The organism is Streptomyces sp. NPDC014733 (assembly GCF_043083385.1).
In the GTDB taxonomy this organism is placed as follows: domain Bacteria; phylum Actinomycetota; class Actinomycetes; order Streptomycetales; family Streptomycetaceae; genus Streptomyces.
The window spans coordinates 1-14,993 of the sequence record NZ_JBIBYO010000029.1 but is presented as its reverse complement, the minus strand read 5'-3'; the positions used below and the strand labels follow the sequence as shown (position 1 = coordinate 14,993).

The 14,993-nt window shown below is 73.1% G+C and carries 13 protein-coding genes; 8 read left to right on the top strand and 5 right to left on the bottom strand.

What is annotated here, in order from left to right; genetic code table 11:
* Nucleotides 1-87 precede the first annotated feature (87 nt).
* Nucleotides 88-261 carry a hypothetical protein gene (locus ACF1BH_RS30745; protein ID WP_391647709.1) on the bottom strand — a complete coding sequence of 58 codons (174 nt, stop codon included), beginning with the start codon at nt 259-261 and terminating at the stop codon, nt 88-90.
* A gap of 325 nt (nt 262-586) precedes the next feature.
* Nucleotides 587-1,435, bottom strand: coding sequence for a hypothetical protein (locus ACF1BH_RS30740; protein WP_391647708.1), 849 nt, complete (start codon nt 1,433-1,435; stop codon nt 587-589).
* Between the two features lie 199 nt (nt 1,436-1,634).
* Here ACF1BH_RS30740 and ACF1BH_RS30735 point away from each other — a divergent pair, with 199 nt between their 5' ends.
* Both ACF1BH_RS30735 and ACF1BH_RS30730 read left to right on the top strand, forming a co-directional pair.
* Complete coding sequence (locus tag ACF1BH_RS30735; protein ID WP_391647707.1) at nt 1,635-1,853, top strand: hypothetical protein; 219 nt, start codon at nt 1,635-1,637, stop codon at nt 1,851-1,853.
* Nucleotides 1,854-2,079: 226 nt separating this feature from the next.
* A complete protein-coding gene (locus ACF1BH_RS30730; protein WP_391647706.1) occupies nt 2,080-3,672 on the top strand; it encodes an FAD-binding oxidoreductase in 1,593 nt (530 codons plus the stop codon).
* A gap of 46 nt (nt 3,673-3,718) precedes the next feature.
* Here the strand turns inward: ACF1BH_RS30730 and ACF1BH_RS30725 are convergent, their stop codons facing one another.
* Together ACF1BH_RS30725 and ACF1BH_RS30720 are read right to left on the bottom strand one after the other, a co-directional pair.
* Complete coding sequence (locus tag ACF1BH_RS30725; RefSeq protein ID WP_391647705.1) at nt 3,719-4,513, bottom strand: phosphatase PAP2 family protein; 795 nt, start codon at nt 4,511-4,513, stop codon at nt 3,719-3,721.
* Between the two features lie 223 nt (nt 4,514-4,736).
* Nucleotides 4,737-5,744 (bottom strand): NlpC/P60 family protein, encoded by a 1,008-nt coding sequence (locus ACF1BH_RS30720; protein WP_391647703.1) that lies wholly within the window; start codon nt 5,742-5,744, stop codon nt 4,737-4,739.
* Between the two features lie 636 nt (nt 5,745-6,380).
* Between ACF1BH_RS30720 and ACF1BH_RS30715 the strand changes: the two genes are divergently transcribed.
* The 6 genes from ACF1BH_RS30715 (at nt 6,381) to ACF1BH_RS30690 (ending at nt 14,289) form a co-directional block, all read left to right on the top strand.
* Nucleotides 6,381-6,689 (top strand): hypothetical protein, encoded by a 309-nt coding sequence (locus ACF1BH_RS30715; RefSeq protein WP_391647702.1) that lies wholly within the window; start codon nt 6,381-6,383, stop codon nt 6,687-6,689.
* Nucleotides 6,690-7,236: 547 nt separating this feature from the next.
* On the top strand, nt 7,237-8,082 hold the full coding sequence (locus tag ACF1BH_RS30710; protein ID WP_391647700.1) for a hypothetical protein: 846 nt from the start codon (nt 7,237-7,239) through the stop codon (nt 8,080-8,082).
* The gene (locus ACF1BH_RS30705; protein WP_391647699.1) at nt 8,072-9,361 is read left to right on the top strand and encodes a hypothetical protein; all 1,290 of its coding nucleotides are present in this window, start codon (nt 8,072-8,074) and stop codon (nt 9,359-9,361) included. The genes ACF1BH_RS30710 and ACF1BH_RS30705 overlap by 11 nt, the downstream gene beginning before the upstream one ends.
* Entirely contained in the window at nt 9,358-10,917 is a 1,560-nt protein-coding gene (locus tag ACF1BH_RS30700; RefSeq protein ID WP_391647698.1) for an SCO6880 family protein, read from the top strand. The genes ACF1BH_RS30705 and ACF1BH_RS30700 overlap by 4 nt, the downstream gene beginning before the upstream one ends.
* A gap of 22 nt (nt 10,918-10,939) precedes the next feature.
* Entirely contained in the window at nt 10,940-12,409 is a 1,470-nt protein-coding gene (locus ACF1BH_RS30695; RefSeq protein ID WP_391647697.1) for an ATP-binding protein, read from the top strand.
* Entirely contained in the window at nt 12,406-14,289 is a 1,884-nt protein-coding gene (locus ACF1BH_RS30690; protein WP_391647696.1) for a type VI secretion protein, read from the top strand. Before ACF1BH_RS30695 ends, ACF1BH_RS30690 begins: the two co-directional genes overlap by 4 nt.
* Before the next feature lie 26 nt (nt 14,290-14,315).
* Here ACF1BH_RS30690 and ACF1BH_RS30685 read toward each other — a convergent pair whose 3' ends face one another.
* The gene (locus ACF1BH_RS30685) at nt 14,316-14,840 is read right to left on the bottom strand and encodes a GNAT family N-acetyltransferase (RefSeq protein WP_391647694.1); all 525 of its coding nucleotides are present in this window, start codon (nt 14,838-14,840) and stop codon (nt 14,316-14,318) included.
* Nucleotides 14,841-14,993: the final 153 nt, after the last annotated feature.

Sequence of the window (14,993 nt, the reverse complement as noted above, 5' to 3'; positions counted from 1 at the left end):
GCACTGGTACAACTACCACCGACCCCACACCGGAATCAGCGGCCACACACCCGCCAGCCGCGTCACCAACCTCACCGAACAACACACCTAGGCGGACCGCTCCCGCCGCCGGCGTCCGCCGACGTCCAGCAGTTCATCGATCCGGTCCGGGCTCAGCCGCTCCTCGCTCGCGGCCGCCGCGGCGATCATCAGCTCGCCGATCAGCTCGATCTCGACGAGGGCCACGCGGTCCTGAACCGTCGCATCGCAGGTCACGGTCACGGACGACACCTTCCTTCGCGCGCCTCCCCCTCCGAGGCGGACACCGCCCAGCGTAGGGACGGCGCCACCCGCCGCCCATGGCACGGAAGGACCATTTCCGCCACCCCCGCACGGGTGGCGGGGCCTCCTTCGTACCGCTCCGGAGAAGGCCGAAAACCGACGGTCGGGAACGCGATCTTCCGAGGGTCAGCCACTAGCGGGCCGACCTGAAAGCCCCACGGGAACCGGCCCGGCGCACGGACGCGGAACCCGCACGGCCCCGCCCGACCCCCTTGTCCACCCGCTGCACTGTCGACCCGTCACCCCTCGCCGGTCGCGGCCCCCGTCACGCCCCCGTGGCCGCGATCCGCCCCGTGTAGATCGCCTCCCGCGGCGGCAGCGCCACCTCCGGCCGGCGGCCGAAGTGGTCCAGTTCGGTCGTCGACGTCACCGCCGCGCCGCGCCGCGAACCGTTGGCGAAGCGGTAGTGCTGGCTGACCCGGCGCAGCCGCCCCGCCCCGTCCAGGTAGACGTCGAACGGCACCCGTCGCGTGGTGAACCCTTTTTCCGCCGCCGTCAGCACCGGCCGGGTCCGCGCCGACGCCGCCCCGGCCGCCGCCGCGAGGTCCGCCGTCCCGCTGTAGTGCCGCACCGCGACCCCGTCGACCCGCGCCTCGCCCCGGTACGTCACCTCCCGCGCCCCCCGCAGCAGTTCGGCGGCGGCCAGCGGATCGGTGGCCCCGCCGGTGACGAGATTGCCGTCCGCGAGGCCCGTCGCATCGATACGCACCCATTTGTCCGCGGGCACCCCGGCCCCGCGGTTCTTCATGTAGAGCGCGCCCGGCACCAGGATCTCGGTGACCGGCGGCCGCGGCCCGTGCCCCTCGCCCGCCGCGTCCGGCAGTGTCAGCCGCAGCCGCCCCGTCCCGCGCCGGAAGTCGTACTCACCGCTCCCCCGGATCGCGACCCGGGTGCCGCCGCTGACCGTCTCCATCGTCGAGGTGACCCGCGCCCCGCCGGCCCGCAGCAGCGCATCGGCACTGCCCCGCACCACCCGCTCGGCCGCCGGGGAGCCCGTACCCGGCAGCCCGTCGGCGGACGCCCCGCCCGCCGAACACCCCGCCGTCAGCAGCCCCGCCCCGCACACCAACGCCGCGACGACCGCGCCCGTCTCCCGTCCGACCTGCGCCACCATCGCCTACGAGCCCCTTCGGCCGCTTCCCCTGGGCGGACCCGGAACGGCCGGTGCGGAGCCGCCGATCGGGCGCCCCGCGCACCGGCGGTCCGCATCGCGCGGCCCGTTCCGGACGGCCGGATTCCTGCCGACCGCCCCGTTCAACGACCGTTTCCGGGGCCCGTCACGCCATGCCACCCGGGGCGCGTAGCGTGGCGGGGTGACCGATCGCGCCCCGCACCCCCACCCGTCGGGCCTCTCCGTCCCCGCGCCCGCCGCCGACGGCGCCCCGGCCGGGCACCGCACCTCCACCTCCGAACGCGGCTCCTTCATCTCGGCGGGCTGCTCCTGCGGCTGGCGCGGCGCCGCCCGCCGCGCCCGCTCCCAGGCCCGCACCGACGCCGAACGCCATCTGACCGCCGCCGCGCGCCCGGAATGATCCGCCGTCCGGGAACCGCCAACCGCCCGGCCGCATCTGGGTAGGGAGAGAACGACGGCACCGGGCACCGGCGGAGCGCCGACCTGACGGCCCTTCGGGGCCCACACGCGCCCCCGGAGCGCCGCCCCCACGGCGGCGTCGGACGCCCCGGCGCCGCACCCCTCGGCCACCGGCCGGACCCGTGGCCGTACGGGGACGCCGGATCACCACGAGGGGACATTCACCCATGAAGCGCCGCACACTCCTGCAAACCGGTGGCGGTCTCGCGGCCACCTCGGTCGTCTGGGCCACCGGCTGCACCACGAACGGCGCGGCCGACGGCTCCTCCGCCTCCGCGACGACGCCCGGCGAGGCGCTCACCGCCACCACCACCTCGGCCGCCAAGCCGGCTGCCACCAAGGCCGGTTGGACCGCCCTGGCCAAGAGCCTCGACGGGAAGCTCATCCGCCCCTCGGACGCCGCGTACGCCGCGGCCGGACGGCTCTACAACACCCGCTACGACTCCCTGAAGCCGTCGGCGGTCGCCTATGTCGCGCACCCCTCGGACATCGCCGAGTGCCTCTCCTTCGCGCGCCGCTACCGCACCCCCGTCGCCATCCGCAGCGGCGGCCACTCCTACGCGGGCTACTCCAGCGGCAACGGCAAGCTCGTCATCGACGTCTCGAAACTCGACTCGGTCGGCACGCCGTCCGGCGGCGAGGTCGCGATCGGCGCGGGCGCCAAGCTCATCGACATCTACACCGGGCTCGGCGCGCACGGCGTCACGCTGCCCGGCGGCTCCTGCCCGACCGTCGCGATATCCGGCCTCACCCTGGGCGGCGGACACGGCGTCACCTCCCGTGCATACGGCCTGACCTGCGACTCCCTCGTCGGCGCGACGGTCGTCACAGCCGACGGCAAGACCGTCGAGTGCGACGCCTCGCACCACCCCGACCTCTTCTGGGCGCTGCGCGGCGCCGGCAACGGCAACTTCGGCGTCGTCACCGCACTCCGCTTCCGTACGCACCCCGCGCCGCGTTCGGTCATGGCGTACATGACGTGGCCGTGGGCGAAGGCCGCCAACGTGCTGGGTTCCTGGCAGAAGTGGGGCCCCTCGCAGGCGGACGAGATATGGTCCGCCTGCCATCTGGACGCCCGCCCCGGCGGCACCCCCGCCGTCTCCGTCGCGGCGTTCTCCATGGGCGGCTACCGCGACCTGCAGAACGCCGTCGACCAGCTCGCCGACCAGCCCGGCGGCCCGGGCCCCGCGACCTCCGTGCGGCTCACCCCCATCGACCACCTGGACGCGATGGAGGCGTACGCGGGCTGCTCCTCCAAGACGACGGCGCAGTGCCACGCACCCGGCGCACTGCCCGGCCAGACCGCCCCGGGCCAGCTGGGCCGCGAAACGTACGCGGCGCGCTCGCACTTCTACGACCGGCCGCTGTCCGCGTCCGGCATCCAGACGGCGCTGGCGCAGATCGAGAGCGGCGGCCACAAGGGCGTGACCGGCAATGTCGCCTTCACCGCGCTGGGCGGCGCGATCAACCGCGTCGGCGCCACCGACACCGCGTTCGTCCACCGCGGCTCGCGCTTCCTCGCGCAGTACCTGGCGTCCTGGCCCGCGGGCGGTTCGTCCGCCAACCGCACCGCCTGGCTCGACTCCTTCCACGGCGCGATGCGCCGCCACGCCTCCGGCGCCGCCTACCAGAACTACACCGACCCGTCCCTGGCCGACTGGAAGTCCGCCTACTACGGACCGGCCGCCGCCCGCCTGGACAAGGTCAAGCGGACGTACGACCCGCAGCGGCTGTTCAGCACTTTCCCGCAGGCGCTCTAGGCGAGGCGCGGGGCGCAACCGGGCTTCCGGCCCGGCCGCCCCGCCGTCACGCCGCCAGGTCGCGTTCCGGCCCCTTCCCGCGGGGCAGCGCCGTACGGGCCGGAAGCGCCAGGTCGTCGCCCGCGCCCTGCGGCGCGTACCGCTCGCCGCAGGTCTCCGCGAACGCCTGTGCATACGCCGCCTCGACCGCCGCCTCCGCGTCGGGCGTCCGCACCGTCTCCGGCACCCCGGGGGCCCGCACCAGGCGCCCCGCGCGGGAGCGGCCGAGGCGCGTCATCAGCGGTACCAGCAGCGCCTGCGCGACCGGCGCGAGCAGCAGCACCACGGCGGTGCCCAGCGCGAACCCGCCGATGACGTCCGTCGGGTAGTGCACACCCAGGTAGATCCGGCAGAACCCTTCGAGCAGCGCCAGGCCGATCCCGATCAGGCCGTAGGAGCGGCGGACGAGGAAGAGACCGGCGCCGACCGCCATGGCGAGCGTCGCGTGGTCGCTGACGAACGAGAAGTCGGTCTTCCCCGGGACGAGGACCGCCAGCCCGGCCTGGTCGTGGAACGGGCGGGGGCGGCCGACGATGGACCGGATCGGGATGTTGGCGAGCAGCGCGAGGCCGGCCGCGAGCGGCGCCCACACCAGCCCGGCGACCGCGGCGGGCGCCCCGGGACGGCGCCGCACGGACCACCAGGCGAGCACGCACAGCACGGCGAGCGCGGCGGGAACGCCGTATTCGCCGAGATACTCCATCGTGTGGTTGACCCACCCCGGAGCACCCTTCGCGAGGCCGTTGATGCCGCCGAGCACGTCGGCATCCGGGTCCGGCCCCACCAGTGCGAGTCCAGCCATCTGCTGCGACCCCTTATCTTCCGCGCGCGCGAGCGCCGTGTGTCTGCTGCCAGCCCCCGTGGTCGTCCCGTACCGCCGTACCGCCGCGCCGGGCGCGCCGCCACGTCCGGACCGTCCGACGCCAGGAGAACGCGCCCGTCACCGTGGTCGTTCCGTTCTCCACCGGAAGATCACCAGCCTGTTGTCCCAGCGTGACCCACCCCGGGCGCCGGGCGCCTCATGTTCACGCGGTGTTCGCAGCGGGCAGCGCTTTCGCGCCATCGGAGGTGACCCGGGTGGCACCGATGTAGTCCGGCACATCGATCTTGTCGAACCGGATCAGCGCGCCGGTGTGCGGCGCATTGACCATGTAGCCGCCGCCGACGTAGATCCCGACGTGGTGGATCGACCGCGGGTCCGTCAGGTCGTTGGCGAAGAAGACGAGATCGCCGGGGAGCAGTTCGTCGCGCTTGGGGTGCGGGCCGGCGTTCCACTGGTCGTTCGCCACCCGCGGCAGCTCTATGCCGACCGAGCGGTACGCGGCCTGCGTCAGCCCGGAGCAGTCGAACCGGCCGTTCTGCGCGGCGGTGCCCGTACCGCCCCAGAGATACGGCGTGCCGAGCTTCTCCTGCGCGTAGTAGATGGCCGCGGCGGCCTGCTTCGACGGGGCGACCGGCGCGCTCGGCGCCTCGAAGCTCTTGGCGAGCGTGGTGATCGTCTTGACGTAGTTCTGCGTCTCGCCGTAGGGCGGGACGCCGCTGTACTGGATGACGCGGTAGGCGCCGGCGTTGTACGCGGCGAGCATGTTGTGCGTGGCGTCGCCCGGCGCGTCCTTCACGTACTGCGCCAGCTCACAGTCGTACGACGCCGCCGATGCGATGGCGTCCGCCGGGTCCCAGACGTCCTTCTTGCCGTCGCCGTTGCCGTCGATGCCGTGGGTGGCCCAGGTGCCGGGGATGAACTGCGCCATGCCCTGCGCGGAGGCGGGGCTCTGGGCCCTGGGGTTCCAGCCGCTCTCCTGGTAGAGCTGCGCGGCCAGCAGCGAGGGACTTATCGCCGGACAGAGCTGGCCCCACTTCTGCACCAGCGCCTGATACTCGGCGGGCACCGCACCCTTGGCCAGCCCGAGCGCCCGCCCACCGGCCCCACCGACCAGCCCGGTGGCCGCGGTGTACGTGCCGATCACGAGCAGCGCGACCAGGCCGAGCATCAGCCCCGCCCCGATACCGCCTGCAATCCAGAGTTTCCGCACGCCTCAACCCTCCCCCATCCGGGCTCACTTCGCCGCCGATTCCCCGCCACCCCTGGAAGTTCCCACCGCACGGCGGCGCACACCTCGGCGCAGGGGGCGCTCACCGGGGAGCGGCGTACGGCCGAGAGGCTACCGGGCGCGCCCGGCCCCTCCCGATCCCCGGGGCGCCGCCCCACGACCTCGGCATCCACCGGGAGATACGGAACGAACGGTGCGCCCTGACGGTGCGCCAGGGAACCATCGCACCGCACGCCACGTCCCTCCTCCCGGGAGGGACGCACACCCCCGGACCTGCCCCGACGGCCCCACCCCGGCTCACTCCGGCCCGCTCCGGCCTGCCAACGGCCCCGCACACCGGACGCCTCGTCAGGCACCCCGCATCGGGCGCCCCGCATCGGCAGGCTCATCCCATCATTGCTCACGGTTATCATACGTGATACACACAGTGACATCGCAGAGGTGTGCCGGGTGACGTGGGGCACCGAAGGTGCCGAACCTCACCCCACCCCTACGAGATCCACGCAAGAATGCCGCCAAGTCGACATCCGGTGGTGTCTTTGTCGGCGAAGATGGAGACTGACCCCTGTCGGATATTCAGGGGAACACAACTACCCATAAAGGGGCGGTGAGTTCAAAATGTTCATTGCGGCCGGTAAGGGCGACATCACCACCATCATCGGCGGAATCGCCCCGGACTGGGGCCCGTTCGGCAGCCTGGGCAACGAAGCGAAGGTGATGATCGAGGTGGTCATGGCCATCGCGATCCTGCTCTGCCTGGGCATCGCCATCTGGGGCGCCGCCAAGCAGCGCATCGGCGCCACCGCGCTCCGCGACACCTTCAGCGCCGAGCAGGGCAAGGGGCTGATCGTCGCCGGACTCACCGGCGTCTTCATCATCGGCTCCCTCACCACCCTCTTCACGATCGTCTACGGCATGGCCGTGTAGCGCACCCCCGACGCCCCGCGGCCGCCCCTCCCGGCGGCCGACGGGCCGTCACCTTCCCGCCCCCGTGGGCCCCGCGATCCCCACCGCGGCGCCGCACCCCGGGCCGGACCGCCACCGGCGCCCACCGCATGCGCCCCGTCCGCCGCCCGTATGCCTCCATCCACCCCCCGACGGCCCCACCTCCCGCGCCGAGGCCCCATGCTGACCTTCGCCCACCCCTGCACGGCCGGCTCCCCGGCCCGCCCCGGCACGCCCGCGACCAGCGGACCGATTGGGGCGGCCACCCCGTGGGGACAGGTCCGTCCGGAGGGACGAAGGCCACGGCGGGAGGCGGCGAAGCGGGTGCACACCAAGGGGGCAAAAGCCGCACAGCCCCTCATTCGCCCCCATCGCCCAGTAGCTGAGGACCCGTCACGGTGAGATGTACCCGTACCACTTCACCCGAGCCGCCGACCACGCGGCTACGGTCATACGAGGGCGGCCCCACCACTGCGGGGACGGCGACGACGGCGGAGACGGCAATGGCGGCTGAGGGGGCACGTACGCGATGAGTACCAGCGACGACGGCTACGGCGGCGACTACACGAGTCCCACCGGCCAGACCCGCACCAGACTTCCGGACAGCGAGGGCGACACCTACGGCTCAGGACGCCGCTCCCGGTCCGGGCTCTCCAGCCGCAACCTCATCGCCGTCGTCGGCGTGGTGGTCCTCCTCATCGCCGCCATCGCCTTCGCCAACCGCGGCTCCGGCTCCGACCCCGCCACCGACACCGCGGACGGCGCCCCCAAGAACGGCCCCGCGGCCCAGCCCACCGCCCCCACCGGCACCGACCCGGTGAAGGACAGGAACGGCACCATCGCCTCCGGCTTCGCCAAGACCCAGCAGGGGGCACAGTCGGCGGCGGCGAACTACGCGGTGGCGCTGGGTTCCTCCGACATGTTCGACGACCAGAAACGCCACCAGATCGTCAGCGCGGTCATGGCACCGTCCGTCGTCGGCACATTCCAGAAGGACCTCGACCATGCCTACGCGTCCGATGCCCGCAAGGCCGTCGGCCTGAAGCCGGACGGCAGCGTCCCCTCGGGCATGACCTTCATCTCCCGCACCATCCCCGTCGGCACCAAGGCCACTGCCTACGCCGACGACGGAGCGACCGTCGACGTGTGGTGCACGGGACTCCTCGGCATGGCGGGCACCGGCTCCACCAAGCCCGTGACGACCACCTGGTTCACCGTCACGATGAAGCTGACCTGGACCGGCAAGGACTGGAAGGCCGTGTCCCAGACGCAGAAGAACGGTCCCGCACCGGTCAGTGGGGACGTCCCCGCATCCGGCGCGAAGGAGATCGCAGGTGCGGTCGAAGGGTTTGGAGGGTTCACCTATGCCCGGTAACAGCCGCCGCGCGTTCTCGGTCGTCTCGGTTCTCGCCGCAGCTCAGACCTCGGTGTTCATGTTCGCCACCCGCGCCATGGCCGCCCCCGATCCCGATCCGTCACCGACGAGGGACCGCTGCAGCATCCTCAGCGGTCCCGCCAGGGAGGGCTGCGAGCGCAACGGACCGGGGAGCGGCAGTACCTCGCCGAGCACCCCGTTCGACAACAACCCCCTCGACCCCCTCACCTCCCTCGCCAAGGGTTGTGCCAAGGCCGCCGCCTGGATCGTCGACAAGCTGGCCGACGCGGTGAAAGCGACCTCGCAGGTCGACTTCACCAACTCCGCGTTCCTGCGCCAGTACGCCGTCGTCTTCGCCGCCTCGACCGTCCTCACCCTCGTCCTGTGGCTGCTCGCCGTCGCCAAGCGCGCCATGCGGGGCGTACGGCTGACGGAGGCGATCAGCGAGGCCATCGGGTTCCTCTGGCTGACCGTGCTCGCCTCCGCGTTCACGCCGCTGATCCTCTACACCGTGGTCTCCGCGACCGACGGCATCACCGAGATCATCGCGAAGGGCACCGGAGCGAAGACCGACACCTTCTTCGGGGCGTTCTCCGAGGCGCTGACCAAGGGCACCGACATCGGCGGCGGCCCGATCATGCTGATCGTCGTCTCGCTGGTCTCGGTGCTCGCCGCCGGTGTGCTCTGGCTGGAACTGGTGATCCGCGCCGCGCTGCTGTACGTCGGCGCGCTGCTCGGCACCGTCGTCTACGCCGGGCTCGTCGACAAGAACATGTGGGGCCACGTCCGCCGCTGGGCCGGGATCATGATCGCGGTGATCATGGTGAAGCCGGTGATCGTGATCGTCCTCGGCATCGCCGGCGCGCTCTCCTCCGACGAGGGCCCCAACGCCTTCTCCGCCGTCGTCTCCGGCCTCGCCATCATCGTCCTCGCGATCTTCGCCAGCGCGATGATCTACCGCTTCGTCCCCGGCTTCGGCGACGAAATGATCTCCGCCCGGACGAACAAGGGCCGCGCCACCGACGGCAGCCAGGCGGCCGCCATGGTCTCCTCCCCCGCCGCCCTCGTCTCCCAGGGCATCAAGACCCACAGCACCCGCAAGTCCGACGGCGGCGGCCAGTCCCAGAGCAGCGGCGGCCAGTCCCCGGCGAGCGGAGTGGCCGGCGGTGTCGCCGCCCACAGCTCCCGCAGCGCCCCACCGGCCCCCCGTACCAACCCCGGCTCCGGCGCCCCCGGCGGCTCCCGCACCGGCAAGTCAGCAGGAGGTGAGGGGCGGTGACCACACCCCATCCGATCGCGCCCCGCAGGACGTACCTGATCGGCCGCGCCCGGCCCAACGCCGTCGTCGGCAAGAACCGCGAGACCGGCGAGATCGCCCTGATCATCGCCTGCGCCTTCCTCGGCATGATGTCCGGTCTGGCGATCCAGGTCCTCGTCCTGCGGATCATCACCCTCACCGGCTTCCCGATGCTGGGGCTGGCCGCGGTGTACGTCCCGTACAAGGGCCGCACGTTCTACAAATGGTTCGAGATCCGGCGCAGCTACCGCCGTACCCTGCGCCGCGGCACCGCCTACCGCTCCGCCGCCGCCGAGGCCGGCACCCGGCTCGACGGCCGCGAGGTGGAGATCGGCCCGCCGCCCGGCATCGGCCACATCAACTGGCTCGCCGCCCCCTTCGGCCCCGACGAGGTCGCCGTCCTCCTCCACGCCGACCGCCGCACCGTCACCGCCGCCATCGAGATCGAGGGACCCGGCGTCGGCCTGCGCGACAGCGAGGACCAGGAGGCGCTGGTCGACCGCTTCGGCACGCTTCTCAAGCACGTCGCCAACGGCGACGGCTTCGTCACCCGCCTCCAGATGCTGGCCCGCACCCTGCCCGCCGACCCGGACGCGCACGCGAAGGACGTCGCCCAGCGCGGCGACACCACCTCCCCCGCCTGGCTCCAGGAGTCGTACGACCAGCTCCAGTCGATGGTCTCCACCTCCTCCGAGCAGCACCGCGCCTACCTCGTCGCCTGTATGCACTACGACCGCGAGCTGGCCGCCGAGGCGATGACGATGGCCCGCGCCGCGGCCGCCCAGCGCGGCGGCCCGGGCCGCGGCAAGCTCGACCGCGACGCCGGTCTCGCCGTCGTCATGGCCCGCGAGCTGACCGACATCTGCGCCCGCCTCGCCGAGGCCGACATCCGCGTCCGCCAGCCGCTCGGCCAGGCCCGCCTCGCCTCCCTCGTGCACTCCATGTACGACCCGGACCACCCCATCGACCACATCCAGGCGATGAGCAAGCGCAACGCGTGGCCCGCCGAGCTGGACGCGATGGAGCCGACGTATCTCCAGGCCAAGACCCGCGAGTCGACCACCCGCGCCCCCTGGTGCCACGCCACCGCCTGGATCAAGGAGTGGCCGCTGACCCCGGTCGGCGTCAACTTCCTCGCCCCGCTGCTGGTCCACACCCCCGACGTCATCCGCACCGTCGCGGTCTGCATGGACCTGGAGCCCACCGAGATCGCCATCGAGCGGATGCTGACGGAGAAGACCAACGACGACGCCGAGGCCAGCCGCGCCGCGAAGATGAACCGCGTCGTCGACCCCCGCGACGTCGCCCACCACGGCCGCGTCGACCAGCGCGGCGAGGACCTCGCCTCCGGCGCCGCCGGCGTCAACCTCGTCGGCTATCTGACGGTCTCCTCCCGCTCGCCCGAGGCGCTCGCCCGCGACAAGCGCACCATCCGCGCCTCGGCCGGAAAGTCCTATCTCAAGCTGGAGTGGTGCGACCGCGAGCACCACCGTGCGTTCGTCAACACCCTGCCGTTCGCGACCGGAATCCGCCGCTAAGCCGCTGGGAGGCGCGTACGTCATGGCCAAGCTCGATCCGCTCGGAGCGCTCACCGACGCCTTCACCACCTTCCTGTTCGGGAAGGTGGAGACGACGCGGCTGCCCGTACGCACCTCCACCGGGCAGGCGCAGGCCGTCTACCTGCCCACCGCCGCCCCCGGCCTCGGTGACTCCGGCGTCATCATCGGCCGCGAGGTCTACAGCGGCAAGGGCTACATCTACGACCCGTTCCAGCTCTACGGCCAGCAGCTTCCGGCCCCGCACTGGCTGGTCCTCGGCGAGTCCGGCAACGGCAAGTCCGCGCTGGAGAAGACGTACGTGCTGCGCCAGCTCCGCTTCCGCGACCGGCAGGTCGTCGTCCTCGACGCCCAGGGCGAGGACGGCGTCGGCGAGTGGAATCTGATCGCCGAACAGCTCGGCATCACACCCATCCGCCTCGACCCGACCGCCGCCCTCAACGGCGGCATCCGCCTCAACCCGCTCGACCCGTCGATCACCACCACCGGCCAGCTCGCGCTGCTGCGGACGATCATCGAGGTCGCGATGGGTCACGGCCTGGACGAACGCTCCGGCTTCGCCCTCAAGGTCGCCCACTCCACGGTCCTCGGCGAATTCGGCGGAGGCGGCGACTCCGGCGCGCCCCGCCAGCCCGTCCTCACCGACATCGTCGAGCAGCTGCGCCACCCGGAGGCCGAGGCCGCCGAGGCGATGAACGTCGACATAGACGATGTCCGGGCATGGGGTCTGGACGTCGCGCTCGTCCTCGACCGGCTCGTCGACGGTGACCTGCGCGGCATGTTCGACGGCCCGACGAGCGCCGGCATCGACCTCGACGCCCCGCTGATCGTCTTCGACCTCTCACACATCGACCGCAACTCCATCGCCATGCCGATCCTCATGGCGATCGTCGGCGTGTGGCTGGAGCACACCTGGATCCGCCCGGACCGCAAGAAGCGCATCTTCCTGGTGGAGGAGGCGTGGCACATCATCAACTCCCCCTTCGTCGCGCAGCTCTTCCAGCGCCTGCTGAAGTTCGGCCGCCGCCTCGGTCTCTCCTTCGTCGCCGTCGTCCACCACCTCAGCGACGTCGTCGACGGCGCCGCCGCCCGCGAGGCCGCCGCCATCCTCAAGATGGCCTCCACCCGCACGATCTACGCCCAGAAAGCCGACGAGGCCCGCGCCACCGGCCAGGTCCTCGGCCTGCCACGCTGGGCCGTCGAGATCATCCCGACGCTGACCCCCGGCATCGCCGTCTGGGACGTCAACGGCAACGTCCAGGTCGTCAAACACCTCATCACCGAGGCGGAACGCCCGCTGGTCTACACCGACCGCGCGATGACCGAGGCATCCGAGGTCTCCGCCGCCTCCGCCCTGCCCACCGACGAGGCCCGCGCACTGGAAGCCGCCGCCGACGCCGAGGCCGAACAGCGCGCCGAGGCCCTGGCCCTGGCCCGCCAGCTCCAGGGCGAGTCGAGCGAGACGGTGGCGTGACCCCGCCGCCCGACCCGACCGGCCACCCGGGGGCGTACGACGACGGCTACGCGCCCCCCGGCGGCCGGTACGGCCACGACCCGCGCGACGGTCATCCGGGCGGGAACGACGGACGGCCGGGGTACGACGACCGGTACGCCACCGGCCCGCGCGGCCCCCGGTACGAGACCCCCCGCCGGCACGGCGGCATCCCCGACTCCCTGCTCATCGGGTTGCTCGCCTTCCTTCTCGGCCTGAGCGTCCTGATCTGGACGGCGACCGGTCTCGCCGGGCTCCTCAGCCACGGCGCCTGGCCCGACGGCGTCACCTACTCCGGCACCCCCACAGCCCTGCGCCACCTCGCCGCCGAACCCCACGATCTCCCCGGCGCCTGGCCCGCCACCCCCAAGGACCAGCTCTCCGGCTACGGCCTCTTCTGGGGCCTCCTCATCGGCGAACTGATGGTCCTTCTGGTCCTGACCCTCTTCACCCTGGGAACCCTCACCCGCTACCGAGCCGTCCGCCGAGCCCGCCGAGCGGAAAGGCTCCCCGGCCCGCCGAAGCAGTCCCCGGTCTCCCCCACGGGCCCGGGCGCACAGCCGGCCCCCGACCCGTCTCCGGGTACAGCCCCTGGGCCCACACCGGCCACCGCCCCCGACGCCGACACCCGCACGGGTACCGCTCCCGGTACGCCCGCCGTCCCCGCTCCCGTCATGGAGACGGCTCCCGCCCCTGGTCCGGGCGCCGCCCTCGGCACGGCCGCGGCCCCTCTCGGCGCCACCGCGGTCCCCGGCCCGGCCTCGGCCTCCCTCAGCTCCCCTACGGGTACGGCCACTCCGCCCCCTACGGGCACGGCTCCCGACGCAAGCGCGGCTCTCGGCACCGGCGGCCCCGGAATCCCCGCCGCCGCCCTGGCCGCCACCGCAGCCGCCACCGCGGCGCCTCTCACCACCTCGGCCGCCGAACCCGCTCTCCCCCGCCTCCACTTCGGCGCCGACCGGCGTGCCGCCACCGCCGCCGCCCTGGCCGCCGTCACCGCCGCGCCGGGCCCCGTCGTCCTCGCGACCACCGATCCCTCGCTCTGGTCGGCCACCAAGGACGCCCGCGCCAAGCTGGGCCCGGTGCTCACCTACGACCCGACGCACCGTCTCGACACCCCGTCCCGGCTGCGCTGGTCTCCGACGGCCGGCTGCGAGGACCTCGCCACCGCCACCACCCGCGCCGCCGCGCTGCTGGCCCCCGTACAGCCGCACAGCGCCCTGGACACGGCCGTCACCGACGCCGCCCGGACGCTGCTGCGCTGCTGGCTGCACGCCGCCGCGGTGGACGGGCGCCCCTTCCGCCAGCTGCACCGCTGGGCGCACGCCACCGGCGGCACCCAGGAGCCGGTCCGTATCCTGCGCACCGACCCGAAGTGCGCCGCCGGCCAGGCGGGCGAGCTGGAGTCGGTGCTGACCGCCCACCCTGAACGCCGCGACCACGCGAAGGAATTGGCGGGCCGTGCCCTGTCCGCCCTCGGCTCCGTCCACATCCGCGACGCCTGCAACGCCCAGCGCCCCGACGCCCTCGCCCTCGACTCCTTCCTCGACGAGGGCGGCACGCTCTACGTCGTCGGCGAAGCACTGGAGGACCCGCGCACCGAGCCGGGCGCGATGCCCCTGCTCACCGCGCTCCTGACGCACGTCGTCGCCCATGGCCGTCGGCTCGCCGCCCGCGCCGCCACCGGCCGCCTCGACCCGCCGCTCACCCTCGTTCTGGACGACATCGCCGCGCTGGCCCCGCTGCCGGCCCTGCCGGACCTCCTCCGCACGGACCCGCCCCGCGGCCTGCTCACCCTCGCCACGATGCGCTCCCCGGAACAGGCCCGCGCCCGCTGGCCCCACGCCGACCTGCCGCTCTGAGCCGTCCGGCCCCGGCGGGCGCCCGTCTACAGCCGGGCCAGTGCCATCTCCCGCTCGACGGCCGCCGGATTCTTCGGGTCCGCCGCCGTCCGCCCCGTCGGGACGAACCCCAGCGCCCGGTACAGCCCCTCCGCCGAGGCGTTCTCCTCGTGCACCCACACCCGTACGCGGGCCACGACCGGCTCCGACAGGCTCCACGACCAGCCGAGCGCCGCCTCGAAGAGCTCCCGCGACAGCCCCGTCCCCCGGTGCTCGGGCCGTACGTACACGGCGACGACCTCCGCCTGCGGCACCTCGGCCCCCTCGACCAGCCGCACCACGACCATCCCGCCCCAGCTGCCGTCCGGCCCTTCGCCGATGAGCGTCAGCGTGGTCCCGTTCTTGTCGCTGCGCGCGGTATGCCGCTGCCAGTACTCCGCCGGCTGCGCCGCCGCCTCCTCGAACGTCTGGTGGAACGCCACCCGCGCCACGGGATCGGCCAGCGCCGCCAGCCTCAGCTCCTTGAGCCGCTTCCACTCGTCCGCCGTCACCGGCCTGATCAGGTACGCCATCGCCTCAGCATCGCAGTGCCAGGCCCCGCAGACCAGCGAAAACCGGACCCCGAAACGCAAAAAAGCTCCGGTCCCCGGAAACCATTCACTGGTTCCCGGAGACCGGAGCTGAAAAATCGTTCGGCGGCGTCCTACTCTCCCACAGAGTCCCCT

Bases quoted from the DNA above. Each gene is read 5' to 3' on its own strand.
- ACF1BH_RS30740 (WP_391647708.1), bottom strand. From the start codon at position 1,435: ATGGTGGCGCAGGTCGGACGGGAGACGGGCGCGGTCGTCGCGGCGTTG.
- ACF1BH_RS30730 (WP_391647706.1), top strand. From the start codon at position 2,080: ATGAAGCGCCGCACACTCCTGCAAACCGGTGGCGGTCTCGCGGCCACC.
- ACF1BH_RS30725 (WP_391647705.1), bottom strand. From the start codon at position 4,513: ATGGCTGGACTCGCACTGGTGGGGCCGGACCCGGATGCCGACGTGCTC.
- ACF1BH_RS30715 (WP_391647702.1), top strand. From the start codon at position 6,381: ATGTTCATTGCGGCCGGTAAGGGCGACATCACCACCATCATCGGCGGA.
- ACF1BH_RS30710 (WP_391647700.1), top strand. From the start codon at position 7,237: ATGAGTACCAGCGACGACGGCTACGGCGGCGACTACACGAGTCCCACC.
- ACF1BH_RS30705 (WP_391647699.1), top strand. From the start codon at position 8,072: ATGCCCGGTAACAGCCGCCGCGCGTTCTCGGTCGTCTCGGTTCTCGCC.
- ACF1BH_RS30695 (WP_391647697.1), top strand. From the start codon at position 10,940: ATGGCCAAGCTCGATCCGCTCGGAGCGCTCACCGACGCCTTCACCACC.
- ACF1BH_RS30685 (WP_391647694.1), bottom strand. From the start codon at position 14,840: ATGGCGTACCTGATCAGGCCGGTGACGGCGGACGAGTGGAAGCGGCTC.